Annotated in this window: 14 protein-coding genes and 1 pseudogene; 9 read left to right on the top strand and 6 right to left on the bottom strand. The window is 70.3% G+C overall.

The window, feature by feature from the left end:
- The first annotated feature begins 4 nt into the window (after window positions 1-4).
- Both J2Z30_RS35860 and pdxR read left to right on the top strand, forming a co-directional pair.
- Window positions 5-418 (top strand): MmcQ/YjbR family DNA-binding protein, encoded by a 414-nt coding sequence (locus tag J2Z30_RS35860; RefSeq protein ID WP_372453367.1) that lies wholly within the window; start codon window positions 5-7, stop codon window positions 416-418.
- A gap of 433 nt (window positions 419-851) precedes the next feature.
- The gene (gene pdxR, locus J2Z30_RS35865; RefSeq protein WP_044577971.1) at window positions 852-2,291 is read left to right on the top strand and encodes a MocR-like pyridoxine biosynthesis transcription factor PdxR; all 1,440 of its coding nucleotides are present in this window, start codon (window positions 852-854) and stop codon (window positions 2,289-2,291) included.
- Between the two features lie 74 nt (window positions 2,292-2,365).
- Here pdxR and J2Z30_RS51880 read toward each other — a convergent pair.
- Window positions 2,366-2,613 (bottom strand): annotated as a pseudogene (locus J2Z30_RS51880) (LOG family protein); the annotation flags it as partial.
- A 456-nt stretch (window positions 2,614-3,069) separates the two neighbouring features.
- Here J2Z30_RS51880 and J2Z30_RS35875 point away from each other — a divergent pair.
- The 4 genes from J2Z30_RS35875 (at window position 3,070) to J2Z30_RS35890 (ending at window position 7,760) form a co-directional block, all read left to right on the top strand.
- Window positions 3,070-5,559, top strand: coding sequence for a SpoIIE family protein phosphatase (locus J2Z30_RS35875; protein WP_052701660.1), 2,490 nt, complete (start codon window positions 3,070-3,072; stop codon window positions 5,557-5,559).
- Between the two features lie 223 nt (window positions 5,560-5,782).
- Window positions 5,783-6,862, top strand: coding sequence for a PP2C family protein-serine/threonine phosphatase (locus tag J2Z30_RS35880; RefSeq protein ID WP_308280210.1), 1,080 nt, complete (start codon window positions 5,783-5,785; stop codon window positions 6,860-6,862).
- A 187-nt stretch (window positions 6,863-7,049) separates the two neighbouring features.
- Entirely contained in the window at window positions 7,050-7,493 is a 444-nt protein-coding gene (locus tag J2Z30_RS51885) for a GAF domain-containing protein (RefSeq protein ID WP_345659515.1), read from the top strand.
- A gap of 63 nt (window positions 7,494-7,556) precedes the next feature.
- On the top strand, window positions 7,557-7,760 hold the full coding sequence (locus J2Z30_RS35890) for a hypothetical protein (protein ID WP_209468983.1): 204 nt from the start codon (window positions 7,557-7,559) through the stop codon (window positions 7,758-7,760).
- 54 nt (window positions 7,761-7,814) lie between these two features.
- Here the strand turns inward: J2Z30_RS35890 and J2Z30_RS35895 are convergent, their stop codons facing one another.
- From J2Z30_RS35895 to J2Z30_RS35910, 4 genes are read right to left on the bottom strand one after another with little or no spacing between them, the layout of a single operon-like run.
- The gene (locus J2Z30_RS35895; protein WP_044577960.1) at window positions 7,815-9,026 is read right to left on the bottom strand and encodes an ABC transporter permease; all 1,212 of its coding nucleotides are present in this window, start codon (window positions 9,024-9,026) and stop codon (window positions 7,815-7,817) included.
- The gene (locus J2Z30_RS35900; RefSeq protein ID WP_044577959.1) at window positions 9,023-9,772 is read right to left on the bottom strand and encodes an ABC transporter ATP-binding protein; all 750 of its coding nucleotides are present in this window, start codon (window positions 9,770-9,772) and stop codon (window positions 9,023-9,025) included. Before J2Z30_RS35900 ends, J2Z30_RS35895 begins: the two co-directional genes overlap by 4 nt.
- Window positions 9,769-10,953, bottom strand: coding sequence for an efflux RND transporter periplasmic adaptor subunit (locus J2Z30_RS51475; RefSeq protein ID WP_052701659.1), 1,185 nt, complete (start codon window positions 10,951-10,953; stop codon window positions 9,769-9,771). Before J2Z30_RS51475 ends, J2Z30_RS35900 begins: the two co-directional genes overlap by 4 nt.
- Window positions 10,950-11,525 carry a hypothetical protein gene (locus tag J2Z30_RS35910; RefSeq protein WP_044577956.1) on the bottom strand — a complete coding sequence of 192 codons (576 nt, stop codon included), beginning with the start codon at window positions 11,523-11,525 and terminating at the stop codon, window positions 10,950-10,952. Before J2Z30_RS35910 ends, J2Z30_RS51475 begins: the two co-directional genes overlap by 4 nt.
- 154 nt (window positions 11,526-11,679) lie before the next feature.
- Here J2Z30_RS35910 and J2Z30_RS35915 point away from each other — a divergent pair, with 154 nt between their 5' ends.
- The 3 genes from J2Z30_RS35915 (at window position 11,680) to J2Z30_RS35925 (ending at window position 15,425) form a co-directional block, all read left to right on the top strand.
- A complete protein-coding gene (locus J2Z30_RS35915; protein WP_044577953.1) occupies window positions 11,680-12,333 on the top strand; it encodes a response regulator transcription factor in 654 nt (217 codons plus the stop codon).
- Window positions 12,330-13,586 carry a sensor histidine kinase gene (locus tag J2Z30_RS35920; RefSeq protein WP_052701658.1) on the top strand — a complete coding sequence of 419 codons (1,257 nt, stop codon included), beginning with the start codon at window positions 12,330-12,332 and terminating at the stop codon, window positions 13,584-13,586. The genes J2Z30_RS35915 and J2Z30_RS35920 overlap by 4 nt, the downstream gene beginning before the upstream one ends.
- Window positions 13,587-13,736: 150 nt before the next feature.
- The gene (locus J2Z30_RS35925) at window positions 13,737-15,425 is read left to right on the top strand and encodes an alpha/beta hydrolase (RefSeq protein WP_308280211.1); all 1,689 of its coding nucleotides are present in this window, start codon (window positions 13,737-13,739) and stop codon (window positions 15,423-15,425) included.
- Between the two features lie 385 nt (window positions 15,426-15,810).
- Here the strand turns inward: J2Z30_RS35925 and J2Z30_RS35930 are convergent, their stop codons facing one another.
- Window positions 15,811-17,157 (bottom strand): endonuclease domain-containing protein, encoded by a 1,347-nt coding sequence (locus J2Z30_RS35930; protein WP_044577950.1) that lies wholly within the window; start codon window positions 17,155-17,157, stop codon window positions 15,811-15,813.
- Between the last annotated feature and the right edge of the window lie 105 nt (window positions 17,158-17,262).

Here is a 17,262-nt window from a genome sequence, read left to right on the forward strand (position 1 = left end):
CGAGATGAAGCGATCGATAGAGGAGTTGATCACCTTGGACGGACAGGAGCTGCAGAAGATCGCGGGCAACTGCGCTGTGGGGCTGCCCGGCACCGATCTGGAGCATCGTTTCGGCCCCGACTGGCGCCTCTACAAGGCGCGCAGCAAGGTCTTCATGCTCATGACCGACATGCCGGGGCGCCCCGTCGTGATCCTGAAAGCCGATCCAGACGACGCCGCAGCCCTGCGTGAGCAGTGCGCAGACGTTACCCCCGGCTATCACATGAACAAGAGGCACTGGATCACGGTGGAAGGCGGGGGCACCATCGACGAGAAGCTGGTGAAGGAGCTCGTGATCGACTCCTACCGTCTCGTGGTCGGCGGGCTTCCCCAGTCCGAGCAGCCCGTGGATCCGCGCACCTACGGCCGCCGCGCCTGACCTTCGTCATGCCCATCAGCGGCGAAAAGCTCGTCGTTTTCGGGCCCGGTGCCGCCCTGGCCCCCACGACGTGCTCTGGTATATAGACACACCCAAGCGGTGCCCGGAGGCTGCGGATGTGAGCCGTCTGGAACATCGGTCTGACGTCCTCCGGCCGCAAGATTGCCGCAGGTGAGGGCCTCACCGAGCAGGTCGAGTTGTGCGTCGAGGACGCAGCCTGCCAGTGGGGGCAGAGGGGCGTTACGTTGGCCCCGTTCAAGCACCCCTCACGGCGCGTCGCCCGCCACCAACGTGCCGGGACGACATACCCAGTCCGTGCTTACGGCGAACACGCTCGCGGTGCGGTCGCCACCGCGACGAGACTGCGGTGGCTCGCAGCGTGGCCCAATGGGACCACCAGCCAGTCGATGGTATGGGAGTATGGTTCATTTACATGACAGGTTCCCGGACCAATTCCGCGGCCGGTCCGCCCCCCGCGTTCGGTACCGACCTGCATCTGGAGCTGCGCGGACCCGGGCTGCGCGCAGGGCTCACTGACGCCTTGAGGGAGGCCGTACGGACAGGGCGTCTGGCGCCCGGCAGTCGGCTGCCGGCCTCCCGCTCGCTCGGCGCGGATCTCGGCGTCTCACGTCACACCGTGGTCGAGGCCTACGCCGAACTGGTCGCTGAGGGCTGGCTCACCGCCCAGCAGGGCTCCGGGACCCGGGTGGCCACCCGGGTCGAGCCGCACAGGCCCGCGCCCGGCGCTCCTCGCACGAGGCCGGACGAGCCCCGTTCCCGGTATGGCCTGCTGACCGGTGCGCCGGACCTCGCGACCTTTCCGCGCACGCAGTGGCTCACCGCGGCTCGCCGGGCTTTGACCGCCGCGCCGCACGAGGCCTTCGGCTACGGCGACGCCCGCGGCCGGGTGGAGCTGCGCACCGCACTCGCCGACTACCTCGCCCGAGCCCGCGGGGTGTATGCCGAGCCGGAGCAGATCGTCATCTGTTCCGGTTTCCACCACGGCCTGGCGCTGATGGCGCAGGCGCTCAGGGTGCGGCGGGTGCGAGGGGTGGCCGTCGAGGCCTACGGACTCGACCTGTATCGCGACCTGCTGGCGAACGCCGGTCTGCACACCCCACCCCTTTACGTCGATGACCATGGCGCACGCATCGAGGACCTCACGCAACTGCGCGAGGTGGGGGCGGTGCTGATGACCCCGGCGCACCAGTACCCCACGGGGGTAGCGCTCCGCCCGGACCGGCGCACGGCGGCCGTCGAGTGGGCACGTGCCACGGACGGCCTGATCCTGGAGGACGACTATGACGGGGAGTTCCGCTACGACCGTCAGCCGGTGGGGGCCCTGCAGGGCCTCGATCCGGAACGGGTGGTGTACTTCGGTTCCGTGAGCAAGTCCCTGGCGCCCGGGGTACGGCTCGGATGGATGGTGCTGCCGGAGGAACTCATCCCGGAGATCGTGGCGGCCAAAGGGCACGGCGACTACATGACGAGCGCCCTGGAGCAGCTGACGCTGGCGGAATTCATCGCCTCGGGTGCGTACGACCGTCATGTGCGCTCGATGCGGCTGCGTTACCGGCGTCGCCGCGATCAGCTGGTCGAGGTCCTGCGCCAGAGGGCTCCCGGCATTCGTGTGACCGGGATGGCCGCAGGACTGCAGACGGTCCTCGATCTCCCCCGTGGAACCGAGAGCTCGGTGGTCCAGGACGCGGCCCGGCTAGGCCTGGCGATCAGGGGGTTGGCGCAGTTCCGCTACGAAGTGGCGGACTGCGGATGGCGGTTGCCCGAACGGGACGCCCTGGTGGTCAACTACGCGGCGCCCTCGGACAGCGCGTGGGCAGGCGCACTGGACGCACTGTGCAGGGTGCTGCCCTAGAAGGGGTTCCGAGCTCGAATGTCTCCGGCCGCATCAGCCTTCGCTTGTGCCGCCCTGAGCATCCGCTCGAATGCCACGGGCTCGTCGTACAGGCCGTGCTTCCTCAGCTCCAGGACCTCGGTCACTTCGTCCAGCATGCCCACGCCGCCGGGCATCACCACTACTGCGTCGGACACGGCGAGCAACCGTGCCCGTTTCAGCGAGATGCCTGGCGAACGTCATTTCGTCGGCCGCCCTCTCGACGCGCGCACTCCGTCGGCGACGACCTTCATCAGCCCGGTATCGGATCCGCCCCGACCAGGGTGTGGCCGGCCCTGCCAATGGAGCGCCACGTCGCATGCTCGGAGCGCCATATTCGGGAGCGGGTCAGTGTCCCAGCTCCGTAGATCACGAGCTTGCTTGGTCGGCAGAATTGGTCTGGGGATTTGTCATAGAAATGGACCATACGCCGGTGCCGCTGGGTACGTAGCGTTGCAGACATGAGCACAAACGAAGCACACGGAAACCCGCGGCGTCTCCCCGAGTACACGCGCTGTCCGGACTGGGCGAAGCTCGCCCCCCGAGGCCTCAGAGCTTGATCGGCCTGGACACCGCACCGTGAGTGGTCTCCCTGTGGCTCATGGGCGCAGCCACCATCGGGGGGAAGGCGGGTGTGAATGAGCTGTGGCCTGCCGTGCCTGGCAGCTCGATCACTCCTGCCCTGGACCTATCCATCCACCAGACAGCCGAGCAGTTGGGGGGGACCGCATCGCCGGGGGAAACACAGAAGGGAAGAGCAATGGGCAGTTCCGCAAAGACAGCAGTCTCCGAGGTTCGGACGGCCATCGAAACAGTCTGCCCAGCAATAGCTCTCCTCGACGCGCGGGGGACGGTGGTCGGATGGTCGCAAGGCGCTCAGCGGCTCGTGGGCTACTCGGCTGTGGAGGTGGTGGGGCGGTCCGCCGGTGCCCTGTTGGTAGCCGCTGACGACCGGGCAAAGGCTTCGCAAGCCACACAAAAGCGCACTCTCCGTGGCCGCTGGTCCGACCTCGCGCAGGTGCGCCACCGCGACGGCCACATCATCGACGTGCGCCTGTGCGTGTCACCGCTGTCCGGGCAGGACGGCCTGGAGTGGTGGGTGGTCTGTGCGACCGACAAGGCATTGCTTCCCGCGTGGCCGGCCGAGGCCACAGTGGCAGAGCCGCTCCTCGCCACGCTGCCGCTGCCGAGCCGCCTGCCCATCGGTGTCGTCATACGGGACACGCACCTGCGCTGCATCCGGGTGAACGACACCCAGGGCTCCAAGGACGGCATCCCCGTCCCCAAGCGGCTGGGCCGCAGGCTGACGGAGGCGGCGCCCGGGACGGAGGCCGAAACGCTGGAGGCACTGATGCACCAGGTGCTGGAGAGCGGCGACCCGGCGATCAACGTGGACTACCAGGCCTTCCTGCCGGCGAATGGGCGAAGCAACCGCATATTGACCGCGTCCTACTTCCGCCTCGACGACGCGCAGGGTCGCGCGCTGGGCGTGTGCGTCGTGAGCGTGGACGCCACCGACAGCCGACGGGCGCGAGAGCGTCTGGCAATCCTCGGCGAGGCCAGCAGGCGCATCGGCACCACTTTGGACGTCATGCAGACCGGACAGGAACTGGCCGACCTCGCCGTGCCGTCCCTCGCCGACTACGCCACCGTCGACCTGGCGGAGTCCGTCCCACTCGGCGAGGAGCCCTTGGCCCATCTCGGCCCACAGGGCGGACACATCCCCGTCTTCCGCCGTGCGGGCCTGGCCTCGATCCACCCGGGAACCCCGGAGTCGCTGTTCGCTCGCGGAGAGCCGGTCTTCGTCCCGCCCACTTCACCCTTCACCGGTGTCCTGCGCTCCGGGAAATCCCACGTCGAGCCCATGCTGGACGCATCCCCGGGCACATGGCTGGACCACCACGACGCGGCGCGGGCGGAGAAGATCCGCGAGCACGCCATGCACTCGTTGATGGTCGTCCCGATCCACGCCCGGGGCGCTGTGCTGGGCGTGGCGGTCTTCGTGCGGACGGAGGACCCCAGGCTGTTCGAGGAGGACGACCTGCACTTGGCCGAGGAACTCGTCAGCTGGGCAGCGCTGGCCCTGGACAACGCCCGCCAGCACCTGCGCGAACGCTCCGCGGCTCTGGCCCTGCAGCACCTGCTGCTCCCCCACCGCGCCACAGGCGGCTCCGCCGCTGATGTGGCCTGGCGCTACCTGCCGGCCGACAGCCACCACGGCATCGGGGGTGACTGGTTCGATGTGATCCCCCTCTCCGGCGCCCGCGTCGCCCTGGTCGTGGGCGACGTGGCCGGACACGGCATCAACGCGGCGGCGAAGACGGGTCAACTCCGCACCGCCACGCGCACCCTCGCCGACATGGACATGCCTCCCGACGAAGTACTGTCCCGCCTCGACGAACAGGTCACCCGCCTCACCGAGGCGGAAGCCGACCCCCGGCACCCGGCCGCCACCACGATGGCCGGCACGTGCCTGTACGCGGTCTACGACCCGGCCACCCGCACCTGCACCATGGCACGGGCAGGCCACCCCCCGCCTGCGATCATCGACCCGTACAGCCACGTCACCTTCCCCGACCTGCCCACCGGAGAACCGCTCGGCCTCGCGCCGGCCCCCTTCGAGTCCGCAACCTTGGAACTCGCCGAGGGAAGCGTGCTCGCCCTCTACACCGACGGCCTGATCGAGGCCCACGACCAGGACACCAGCGCCGGCATGAACCGTCTCCGCGCGGCCCTCGCACGGCCCGACCTCACACTGGACGATCTGTGCTCGTCCACGGTGGACACACTGCGGCCCAAGCCGCCCAGCGACGACGCCACTCTGCTCCTCGCACGGACCCGCTCGCTGAGCACAGACCAGGTTGCCTCCTGGCAGTTCCCCAGCGACCCCGCCGTCGTCAGCCGCGCCCGAACCCTCACTGCCCGGCAGCTGACCCAGTGGGGACTGGAACACCTGGCCGAGTCCACAGAGCTGATCGTCAGCGAACTGTTCACCAACGCCATCATCCACGGCAACAGCGACGGCAACAGCGACCGCACGATCGGCCTACGCCTCATCCGGCACGAGATGCTGACCTGCGAAGTCTCCGACGCCGGCCACAGCCATCCGCTTGTGCGACACCCCCGCACCACCGACGAGCACGGCCGCGGCCTCTTCCTCGTCGCTCAGCTGTCCCGCCGATGGGGAACCCGCCACATCCCGGACGGCAAACTCATCTGGGCTGATCAGCAACTGCCGACCAGTGCGTGAAACCACTTACCCGTCCGGCTCAAGCGCTTGGAGGCCGGTGCCTGTGCCCCGAGAAGGCCGACAACTCGTACGCACTCCAACGACTGCATCGGAGGTTTCATGAAACTCGGACTTCGTCCGCCCCAGAGATTGGGATGGGAGAACAATGCAGAGCAGACCGCCTTTGCAGGCGACTAGGGCACCGAGCGGATGGCGGGGCTGCCGATGGGTGACCCTGTGGTCCGTGCTGATCCTGGCGGTTCCAGTGGCCGACTGGTACCTGCCGCCGGACATCCACCTCGCCCATCTGCTGGTCATCCCGCTCGCGCTCGCCGCCACCTTCGCCGACACCCGCCGTACTGCCGTCACCGCTCTGCTCGCCCTGGCGGCGCTGGTCGTCGCGGGAGCCGAACGACACACGCTGACCACCGAGAACGTACTCGTACAGATGCTGTCCCTGGTGCTGTTCTCGGCGCTGCTCCTGATCGCCACCCGTCTGCGCGAGCAGCATCAGCGCCACCTGGCCAGGGTGCGCCAGGTCTCGGAAGCCGCGCAGTCCGTGCTGCTGCGGCCACTGCCGCGACGCGCGGGAGCGGTGTCCCTGGCGTCGACGTACGTGGCCGCCGAGACCGAAGCCCGTATCGGTGGAGACCTGTACGCACTGGTCCACGCGCCTGGCCCCACCCGGCTGATCATCGGGGACGCGCGCGGCAAAGGGCTCGGGGCGATCGGGGACATCGAGACCGTCCTCGGGGCCTTCCGCTTCAACGCACACCGGCACTCCACACTGTCCGGACTCGCGTCCGCCCTGGAGTCCGATGTGCGCTGGGACCTGGGCCAGTCACACCGCGGGGATCCTGACGAATGGCCCGGTGAACGCTTCGTCACGGCGGCCGTGCTGGAGATCCCGGACGACCAGCTCTGTGCCCGTCTGATCAGTTTCGGCCATCTGCCGCCGCTTCTGCTGCACGGGGGGCACGTCACGCCCCTGGAAGTCAGTACCCCCGCTCCCCCGCTGGGTCTTGGCACCCTGACGGAGACCGAGTACGCCCCATTGACCTTCCGTTTCGCCCCGGGTGACCGGCTGGTGCTGTACACGGACGGAGTCACCGAGGCCCGGGACAGCATGGGCGGCTTCTACCCCCTCGCGGAGCGGGTGACGGCTTGGGCCGATCAGCGCCCAGATGCGCTCGTGCACAGGATCGGCGCGGACCTGCGGGCACATACGGGCGGGCCGCTCGACGACGACATGGCCCTGATCGTGCTGCAGCGCGAGGAGGCGCGCGTCCGGGCCCGGATCTCCGAGAACCGGTGGGTTTCGTGACGAAGGTGCGGCCCGCTTGAGGAAAAGCGGCGACGGCACCGGGCACCCCCGAGCCCAGCGTGCTGTTCCCTGCCGTAAGCGCGTCGGATCACCAGTACGGCCACGTCGTCGAGGTGATCCACCGCGACCGCGGCGACTGAGGAAGTCCATGCCGTTACGGACCGGTGTGTAGTTCGGCCGGGACCCGCTGCTCTTCCCGGACCGCGCCCAGCTGCTCGCCGCCTACCCCGACGCCCGGGACGACGGTCAGCGTGCCTGGGCGTTCCTCCCACTGAGATCCAGCGGAAACCCGGTAGGTGTGTGCTGCCTGGGCTTCGCCGAGGAACGCATCTTCGAGCCGGAGGAACAAGCGGTCATGATGATGATGGCGGACCTGCTCGGCCAGGCACTGGACGCTCTCGACGTGCCCGCGGACGTGCCACTGGGCGTCCACTCCGCCACCCCCTTCCGCGCATACGAGACCACCTTGGCGCCCGGCTCGCTGCTCCTCCTGTACACCGACGGCCTCACCCCCGGACAATCCTCCGAAGCGGTAGCCGGTGTCCGCACACTCCTGGCGGCCGGCAGCCGGGACAACGACGGCCGCGGCAAGACGGTCTGGCTTGAGCTGTCCACCCGGGACGGTGCGTAAGCACACACAGTGCGGCTGTCGATCGTTAGTGGCCGGAAGGACAGGTTCGGCTATTGCTGGGCGATGGTTCTACGGGCTCAGCCTGGGCGGGGCGAGGATGAACGCAGGGTCGCTGCTGACGCCGAGGCCCTCTACGAGCGCTTCGACCGCCTGGAGAGCGTGATCTCCTCGAGCAGCGGTCACCACGACGGCCGCGACGACGGTCACCGTGACGGCCGTGGTGATGGCGACGGCCACGGCGACAGCGCGGGCCGCCCGGTGACCTGACCCGTCGTGGTCGGTAGTAAGCCCAGGGCCCGCGGCCCGAGCCGCCGACGAGGCTCACGCCGAGCGGAGCGCCCCTGTGGGCGACATCCCGGCGGCCCGCAGTGCCGGGTACAGTCCCGCCACCGTCCCTACGACCACGGCCACCGCGGGCCCCGCGACCGCCCAGACCAGCGGTACCGCGGCGGGCCACCCCTGCCCGGTCGCGTACGCGTAGACCGTCGCGGCCCCGAGAGCGGCACCGGCCAGTCCGCCGAACAGCCCCAGTAGCACCGCCTCGATGAGGAACTGTGCCGCGATCTGTCCCCGACGCGCCCCCAGTGCCCGCCGCAGCCCCACCTCGCCCCGCCGTTCCATGACGCCGACCACCATGGTGTTGGCGATACCCACCCCGCCGACGAGCAGGGCGACCCCGGCGAGGGAGAGCACCAGGCCGGTGAGGGTGTCATCGGTCTCGGCGCGTGCCTTGAGCAGGTCGGACGGGCGGGAGACGGCGACCATGCCGGGCTGCGCGGGGTTGGCCGTGGCCGCGGCGACGTCCTGTACGTCGCTCACCCGGTCGGGGTGGACGCGCAGGTAGACGGTCGACGGCGTGCGGTCGCCGTCCAGCCGGGCGATCGCCGTGGGGCCTCCGACGAGCACGGAGTCGTCGATCTCGGGTACGAGTTCGTTCGGCTCCAGGATGCCGAGGACGCCGTACCACTCCCCGGTGAGTCCCTCGCCCGCGATCCACACCTTGGTCCCGGGAGCGGTGACCCCCAGGCGCTCGGCCGAGCTGCTTCCCAGGACCACGACCGGGAGTCGCTCGGTGGCATGGTCCAGCCAGCGACCGGTGCGCACCTCGCCGCGCACCGCCGTGAGCAGGTCGAGGCGGGCGGACAGCACGCGCAGGCTGTTGGTCTGGTTCGACGGCACGAACTCGTTGCGGTAGACGTTCGCCTTCGTGTCCCCGGTCGCGCTGACTCGTTCGACGGGCGCGATATTGCCGAGCATCGTGACCGACTCCTTCGGCAGCGGTACCTTCTTCCCCTCGTAGTCCTCCCCCGGCGAGACGGTGATCAGATTGCTGCCGAGCCGGTCGAGCCGGTCGAGGAGATGGGCCTGGTTGGACGCGGAGATCCCGGTGACGGCGACGACCGCCGCGATACCGAGGGCGATCCCCAGGGCGGACAGCGCCGAGCGCAGCCGCCGGGTGCGGGGCCCGAGCAGGCCGAGCCGCAGCAGGTCGGCCGGGCGCAGCCGGGCCGGGCGTGGGAGGCGGGCGGTCATACCGGGCTCCCCGGCGCGGGGCTTCCGGCGGCGGGCGCCGGGCCTCCGCTGTGCTCGTCGAACGCGATCCAGCCATCCTGGATGACCACCTGCCGGGGGAAGGACGCGGCGAGGTCCCGGTCGTGGGTGATGACGACGACGGTGGTGCCTTCCTCGTTCAGCCGGCGCAGCAGATCGACGACGCCCTTGCCCGAGGCGGTGTCCAGCGAGCCGGTGGGCTCGTCGGCGAGCAGCAGTCCGGGCCTGCCGACCAGTGCCCGTGCGACGGCGACGCGCTGCTTCTCCCCACCCGAGAGCTGGTCGGGCCGGTGCCCGAGCCGGTGTGCCAGGCCCACGTCGTGCAGGGCCCGCACGGCCCGCTCACGTCTGCGCCGGGCGCTCTCCCCGGTGTAGAGGAGGCCGGTGGCGACGTTTTCGACCGTGGTGAGGCCGGGCAGCAGGAAGAACTGCTGGAAGACGAAGCCGATCCTGCGGGCACGCAGTGCCGCGACCTGCCGTTCGCTCATGGCGGCCAGGTCGTGCCCCTCCAGGTGGATCCGTCCCGACGTGGGCCGGTCCAAGGTGCCGATCAGGGCGAGCAGCGTGGACTTGCCCGACCCGGACGGGCCGACGACCGCGACCAGCTCTCCTTCGGTGACGGTCAGGTCGATACCGTGCAGGATGCGCAGCGGCGGCGTGCCCTCGTACTCCTTGACGACCTTCTCCAGCCGCAGCACCGGTGTCCCCTGGGAGCGGTCGCGGGTCATACGGGGATCACCACCTTGTCGCCCTCCTTGAGCCCGCCGCTGACCTCGGCACGGGCCTTGACGATCAGCCCCACCTTCACGGGGACGAGCTTCGGCTCGGACCCGCCGGGCCCGACGACCTCGACGGCGTAGCCACCGCCGACCATGGCCAGCAGCGCGGTCACCGGGACGACGAGGACGTTCTCCGCCTTCTTCTCCGGCACGGTGACGGTGGCGCCGGAGCGGCCGGAGTGCAGGGCGGCCCCGGCCTTCTTCTGGTCGGCCAGGCGGATGGACACCTCGGGCTTGGCCTTGCCACCCGGCCCGCCGGGGCCGCCCTCGCCTGCTCCGTCCCCCTCTCCGGGCTCCCGTGTGATGGCGGTGACCTCGCCCTTGACGCCGCCCCCTGCCTCCAGTTCCACCGCGACCTTGCTTCCCGGCGCGAGCTGGGCAAGCTGGTCCTCATCCGGTTTGACGGTGGCGTACACGTCCGGCGTGGTGACCTTCAGCACCGTGCCGCCGGAGCCCGCGCCCACCGTCGCGCCGAGCTTGGCGACCACCTCTTGGACGCGCACGGCCCGCTGCGGCAGGACGACGACCCGGCCCTGCTCGACCCTGCCGGTCTGCTTCAGGCCGAGCGCCTTCTGCCAGCGCTTGACCGCCGCGGCGGTGCCCTCGGTGAATTCCTCGTCGACGGTCAGGTTGGCCGCGTTCGCGAAGCCGAGATCGGTGAGATTGCGCTCCAACTCCCTGACATCGGGCCCGTCGCCGACGCCCTTGGCCAGGTCGCGCCAGAAGGGGCGAGGTCCGTGGAACAGCACGACGGGTCTCGCGTCGACCTCGTACAGCGGCTTGCCCGTCTCGACCCGGTCGCCGGCCTCGGGCAGTTTGGTGAACGTGCCCTGTCCCTGCGCGGTCACCTCATCGACGGTGCCGTGGCCGAGCTCACCGTCCAGCCGCAGTCCGGAGGTCAGCGAGGTGCGCTGGACGGACGCCGTGGACCGGGGCCCGTGCTCGGGCGCGGATTTCCCGCCGCCGTTCGTCCAGGGCCGCACCGCCAGTGCCGTGCCGGCCGCGACGATGGCGGCCACGACCCCGGCCGCCACGGCCGCGCGGCGTGCGCGGCTGCCCCGATGGCGGGTACGTCCCGGCCGGAGATCCGCCACCTGCTCCGGCTCCTGGCCCTCGGTCACGCCGGTCACTTCGGCTGCTCCGCCTTGAAGGGCACGCCGGGGAACTTCTTGCCGCAGATGCCGATGGCCTTGGCCATCTTCTCGTTGTCCATGGTGTTCCCGGGAGCGGAGATGGCTCCCCTGTCCTTCGGGTCCGGGTCCGGTATATCGGAGATGCCGTTCTTGTGCAGGCAGTCGACGAGACCCCTGGCCTGCTTGAGCCTCTCCGTGTCGCCCTTGTGCCTGAGCTGCTTCATGCCGGGCACCTTGACGTCGCACTTCTTCATGGCCTTGAGCAGGTCGTCACCGGCCTCCGCGCCCTGCTTGCCACCCGCGTTGTCATCGCCCGTTCCGGCGGCCGGGACCGCGATCCGGCCTTGCTCGTCGACCTTCACCTCCTGCCCCTGGTCGGACATGCACTGCGCGTACGCCTGCGCGATGGCCCCCTGGTCCCGCGACTTGCCCTTCTTCTCCTGTTTGCCCTGGTCCCCGGCGACGCGGGGGGCCTTGTCCTCGGGCTCCGTCGAGCAGGCCGTCACGGTCAGAGCGGCTCCCGTTGCGAGCACCGCCACCGCGATCCGTACCGCGAGCGTGCGTCCCATGGCCGAACACCTCCTGGTGTGCGTGCGGCGCCGGTCGGCGCCGTCGTGCATCAGGTGTACGGGCGCGTCGGTTAGCCGCTGGTGATGTGCGGCTAACCGCGGCTTAACGCCGGGCTCGGCATAGTCGGCCCACCATGTGGAGGAGGGAGCTGCCATGCGCGTGCTGGTCATCGAGGACGAGGAGGAACTGGCCGGGATGATCGCCGAAGGGCTGCGCGCCGCGGGCATGGCCGCGGACGTCGCGCCGGACGGCGGCCGGGCGATGGAGATGGCGGCAGCCGCCGACTACGACGTGCTGGTCCTGGACCGGGACCTGCCGGGCATCCACGGGGACGCCGTGTGCCGGATGCTGGGCACGACCGGGTACCCGGCACGGATCCTCATGCTCACGGCGGCCGGATCGCTGTCCGACATCGTCGACGGCCTCGGCCAGGGCGCCGACGACTACCTCTCCAAACCGTTCTCCTACGCGGAACTGATCGCCCGTCTGCGGGCACTCGCCCGGCGCGGGCCCAGCGGCACGCCGACGGTGCTGGAACGGCACGACCTGCGTCTGGACACCGTCCGCCGGATCGCCGAACGCGACGGGCGCCTGCTGCGGCTGACCCCCAAGGAGCTGGGCATCCTGGAGGCGCTGATGTCCGCCGACGGCGCCCCGCTGCGCGCCCGCGACCTGCTGGAGATGGTCTGGGACTGCGACGCCGACCCGTTGAGCACCACCGTCAAGGTCACCGTCCACCAGCTCCGCCGCAAGCTCGGCGACCCACCGGTCATCGAGACGGTGCCCGGATTCGGGTACCGGCTGTGAACGCACGTCTGGGCCGGCTGCCGATCCGGACCCGGCTGGCCCTCCTCAACGCCACCGTGTTCGTCGTCGGCGGCGGCACGCTCCTCGCCCTGACCCTGGTCAGCGTCCGGGAAATCCTCGGGGAGAACAGCCCGACGGTCACGGCCACCCAGGCGGAGTCCGCCGTGGACCCCGACGCCCTTCCGACCGTTCCGGCCCTTCCCGCCGAACGGCCGGCCTGCGCTTACCGGGCCGACAGCTCGAAGAGGTTCGCGATATTCCGGCAGGACGTCCTGGACGAGCTGCTCACCCGATCACTGCTGCTCCTCGCCGCGGTCGGCGTCCTGTCCCTGCTGGCAAGCTGGTGGGTGGCCCGGCGCGCGCTGCGCCGGATCGGCCGGGTCACCACGACCGCGCGCGACATCGGCGACCGGAACCTGCACGCCAGGCTCGCCCTGGTCGGCCCCGACGACGAGGTCAAGGAGCTGGCGGACACGTTCGACGCCATGCTCGACCGGCTGGAGCGCAGCTTCGCCGAGCAGCGGCGGTTCACCGCGCACGCCTCGCATGAGCTGCGCACCCCGCTGACGCTGCAGCGCACGGCGCTGGAGATCCCGCTCTCCCAGGGCCGGGTGCCGCCGGACCTGCTGCCCGACATCCGCCGGGCGCTGAACGCCACCCAGCGCAGTGAGCGTCTGATCGCCGCGCTGCTGGCGCTGGCGAAGGGCGAGAGCGGAGTGCTCGTTCCGGTCGCCGTCGACCTGATCGAGCAGGCGCGGACCGCGATCGCCGACGTGCTCGTGGAGGCCGGGGAGGCGGAGGTGACCGTGGACGCCCGGCTGCGGTCCGCTCCCGTCCGGGGCGACCAGTCCCTGCTGACCCAGCTCACCGCGAACCTGGTCACCAATGCCGTGCGGCACAACGAGCGCGGTGGATCCGTGCACGTCAGGACGGGGCTGACCGATCGGGGCGACGCCTTCGTCGAGGTGTTCAACACCGGCCCGGTCATCGAGGAGCGGCAACTGCCCGCGCTCTTCGAGCCGTTCCGGCGCGGTGGCGGGCGTCGCAGGGGATCGGGCCTCGGCCTGTCGGTGGTCCGCGCGGTCACCGCGACCCACCAGGGGAAGCTCACCGCCCGGCCCAACCCCGGGGGCGGTCTCACCGTCCGTGTGGAGCTTCCCCCGCGTCTTCCCGACCGGCCCCAGCGGCGGCCGCCCGTCCCGTCACCGCCCGCTGACCGGCCCCCTCCGGTTTCGTGTGAGCCACCTGGTTAACCGCCGCAAAACCGCTCTCCCGATAGTCATGGTGGCGCGTTCTCGGTCCAGCCGGGTCCGAGAGCCCCGACGAAGGGCGAGCACATGGTCGTGAGACCGAAACCAATACTTGTGGGAGCGGGGATACGGGGGGCGGCGCGGACGCGCAAGGTGACCGCGCTGCTCACCGTGACCGCGACGGTACTGGGAACGGCGGTGACGGCGGCCGCCGCGGCCCCCGCCCAGGGCCCGGCCACCGGACTCGCGCGGTTCCACCATCAGGACGTGCGCTGGGCTCAGTGCGTGGCACCTCCGATGCCGGAGGGAACACCGCAGGATGAGGTGGACAAGTGGAACGAGGCATGGCGGTCCATGGACTGCGCCGCGATCAAGGTGCCCAAGGACTACCGGCGTCCCGGCGGTGACACGCTCACGGTGAACCTCACCAGGTTCCGGGCGAAGAACCCGGCCCAGCGGCGGGGCGTCCTCTTCCTCAATCCAGGCGGGCCCGGCGTACAGGCGAGGCTGCAGCCCGCGATGCACAAGGAGACGGCGCTCGCCGGGAGTTACGACCTGATAGGCGTCGACCCCCGGGGAACCTCGCGCCCCGACAGGCTGTTGTGTGACCTTCCTCCGGGCCCGAGACCGTTCTTCAGCCGCCCGACCGACGCCCAGCTGACCGCCATCGAGAAGTACGCCCGGCAGAACGAGGAAGGCTGCCGACGGGCCGGCGGGGACCTCCGCCCGCATATCTCCACCGCCAACACGGCGCGTGACATGGATGTCGTCCGAGCGGCCCTCGGTGAGGAGAAGATCAACTACCTGGGTTACTCCTACGGCACCTACCTGGGCGCGGTGTACGGCAGTCTGTTCCCCCGCCGGCTCGACCGGAGTGTCCTGGACTCCTCGATGCACCCGGACTGGTCCTACTACAAGGCGTCCTGGCAGCAATCCGTCGCCGCGCGGCAGAACGTGGACGCCTGGGCCGCCTGGATCGCACAGCGCGACAACACCTACCACCTCGGCACCTCCGCCGCCGAGGTGCGGGCCACCATCGACGAGCTGGGACGCAGGCTGGAGAAACACCCGTTGCCGGACCCCAACGTGCCGGATGCCGGCCCCGTGGACCAGACCCGCTTCGATCTGATCCTGGGCCTCCTGAGCGCGGCTCGTCCGAGGTGGCATGTCCTGGCGCAGCTGGCCAACCACTTCCGTGAGCAACTCCCGTCCTCCGGGGAGGTGTCGCGTGACGCCTCGGAGGCGATGCGGCTGCTGGCCTCCGGGCGCGAGGAGCCTGAGCAGGAGGACGGGACGTACACAGCCGTGACCTGCGAGCGCGACTGGCCCGGCGATCTGAAGGCGTACTACCGGAAGATGCGGCAGTTCCGAGATGAATACCCCTATGGCGAGGGCGCGATGGCGGCCGCGCCCACGGCATGCACCTTCCGCTCGTTCACCCCGCCCGAGCAGCCGGTGGACCTCGAGCGCAAGGGCTACCCGACCGGACTCGTGGTCCAGAACGAGTACGACGCCGCGACGAAGTACGAGGGCGGCCCGGCCATGGCCCGCAAGCTCGGCCACCGCCTCATCTCGATTCGCGACGAGGGCACCCACGGCGTGTACCGGAGCAATCCGTGTGCGACCCAGAAGATCAACGACTACCTCCTCAAGGGGCGGCTCCCCGACCAGAACAGCTGGTGCGAAGGGGCCCCGCGGCCGGACATCCCCGCCGACCACTCCGGCGGTGGACGAGCCGAAGACAGGGGACCGGAGAAGTCCCTGACCTCCCAGGCACGGTCGATCATCAAGGAGCACCCCCAGGCTCCCGCGATGAAGCCGTGGCCCGCACGGGCTCGATGATGGTCTCCAGGCCGACGTAAGGCCCAGGTCAGTGCCGCGACGAGAACCGCCGGCCAAGACCACGCGGGGCCCCATCCGTATGGATGGGGCCCCGCGCTCTTGCATCTCGCAGCGGTAGCGGTAGCGGTAGCGGTGGGATTTGAACCCATCCACGTGACCGCGGGGCGAGGATGAACGCAGGGTCGTTCACCGGTTGTCTCGGGCGCGGAAGGCGCCGCGGGATGCGGGGATGCCGGCCCGGATGATTGAGCTGAGCTGGTCGGCACGGAGGTGTCGGCGATCGTACTCACTCTGCTGCCCATGTCGCCGGGGCGTGCGGGGGTAACCGTGTGGGGGGCCGGCAGCTGCGAGGTGGCGTTGGGGTGTCAGGTCTCCTGGTGCCCGCTCAGAACAGTGCCAGGCCATCGCCGCTGGTGTCCGCGATGACTGGCCGGACCTGGGCAGGGAGTCCGTCCAAGCGGTCAGGACCGGCCGCGGCGGCCACAGCAGGAGCCGTCTCGGCCAACCAGAGACGAAACCGCTCGGCGGCTTCGCGGTAGGGGACTCGCGCCAGGACACGGTGCTCGCCGGAGGGGCAGAAATCGACTGCGACAGTGAGCATGCAGGAACGGGGCGCGTTCTGACTGCCCGTCCAGGACACGCGCAGGACACCGCAAGGCTCGCGCCTGCCAGGGGCGCGGTGGGTCGGGCGCAGCGATCGGCAGGCTATGTGGGCGGTCCATGCGGCGAGGTGCGGCAGGGGCAGGGTGGTGCGTGCGCGGCAGCCGGGGCAGCGGTGCCAGTGGCGAAGCCAGTCGTCGGCGCCGGTGTCGAAGAGGCGTGTGTAGCGGTTCGCCACGCGGATGTCGTTGCTGTACAGGTGGTCGGGGCGTTCCTGTGTGTTGCAGGACTGGCAGACGGGGGCGCGGACGTAGCCGTGTTCGTGGCAGTGGTCGAGGACTGCGGCGGGCGTGGTGCGGCAGACGGCGCACGCCCACCCGGCCACCCTGCGGGAGGTACCGGGCTTCCTGCTGAGCGTCGAGTACAGCTGGCCTTCCAACTCTGCGTTGTACGGGCGCGGTGAGGCGGTGGGGCCCTCGGGGCTCGTCGTCTGCCGACCGTCGGCGTCTCGGGCCTCCCGGGGGCGGAAGGGCGGCTCGGTGGCGGCTGCGCTTGCCTGGCGGGTCCGCGCGGCGTGCACCCACTGCGTTTCGGTGTGCTCGGCCGCGTCGAGCAGCCTGACCACAGCACGCGGCAGCCACCACGACCGCTGCGTCCCGTCGCGGGTCCGCTCCACGAGTATCTGCCGCCAGTCGATCCCCGCCAGATGGGACGGCCTGCCGATTTCACGTCGTCCTGCCCGCTCACGGCCGCCGCCCAGCTCCCGCAGTTCCCCCGTGATGCGCCGGCGCCAACGCAGCGGCGTTTCCTCGTCGCACTCCTGCCTCGGCGCCTCGCGAAACGGCCCGATGCGGACCAGATCCTGCCGATCCATCCGCACCGCGTTCAGTTCCGCGGCCGCCCGGCGCACCTCGGCCTCCGGAACACTCCACTGACCGCCGCTCGCCCTCACCGTCGCCACCACATGGCCGCCGAGCAGGACGTACCCCACCCGGGCATGGGCAGGAGAGCAGGTAAATGCCCCAAAAGCCGTCGGCACAGCACTGTCGGCCGTCAAATCGACCCACAGAGCGTCCGCGGCACCCAGGGTGAGCAGGCCGTCCGCGCGACCGGGCATGACACGCTCTGACATACCGACAGGCTAACGGCTTGCAACACGGCAACGGGTTCCCAGTCAGCCAGGCTGATGGCGCTCTTTGAATTTGCCGCCCCCTTCTCAGGGGTGTCCCCACACCTG

Origin of the sequence: Streptomyces iranensis, from assembly GCF_017874715.1 — a bacterium.
Lineage (GTDB): Bacteria > Actinomycetota > Actinomycetes > Streptomycetales > Streptomycetaceae > Streptomyces > Streptomyces iranensis.

Coding starts and splice junctions, on each gene's coding strand:
- J2Z30_RS35915 (WP_044577953.1), top strand. CDS start 11,680: ATGCGCGTGCTGGTCATCGAGGACGAGGAGGAACTGGCCGGGATGATC.
- J2Z30_RS35895 (WP_044577960.1), bottom strand. CDS start 9,026: ATGACCGCCCGCCTCCCACGCCCGGCCCGGCTGCGCCCGGCCGACCTG.
- J2Z30_RS35910 (WP_044577956.1), bottom strand. CDS start 11,525: ATGGGACGCACGCTCGCGGTACGGATCGCGGTGGCGGTGCTCGCAACG.
- J2Z30_RS35900 (WP_044577959.1), bottom strand. CDS start 9,772: ATGACCCGCGACCGCTCCCAGGGGACACCGGTGCTGCGGCTGGAGAAG.
- pdxR (WP_044577971.1), top strand. CDS start 852: ATGACAGGTTCCCGGACCAATTCCGCGGCCGGTCCGCCCCCCGCGTTC.
- J2Z30_RS35930 (WP_044577950.1), bottom strand. CDS start 17,157: ATGTCAGAGCGTGTCATGCCCGGTCGCGCGGACGGCCTGCTCACCCTG.
- J2Z30_RS35875 (WP_052701660.1), top strand. CDS start 3,070: ATGGGCAGTTCCGCAAAGACAGCAGTCTCCGAGGTTCGGACGGCCATC.
- J2Z30_RS35890 (WP_209468983.1), top strand. CDS start 7,557: ATGGTTCTACGGGCTCAGCCTGGGCGGGGCGAGGATGAACGCAGGGTC.
- J2Z30_RS35860 (WP_372453367.1), top strand. CDS start 5: ATGAAGCGATCGATAGAGGAGTTGATCACCTTGGACGGACAGGAGCTG.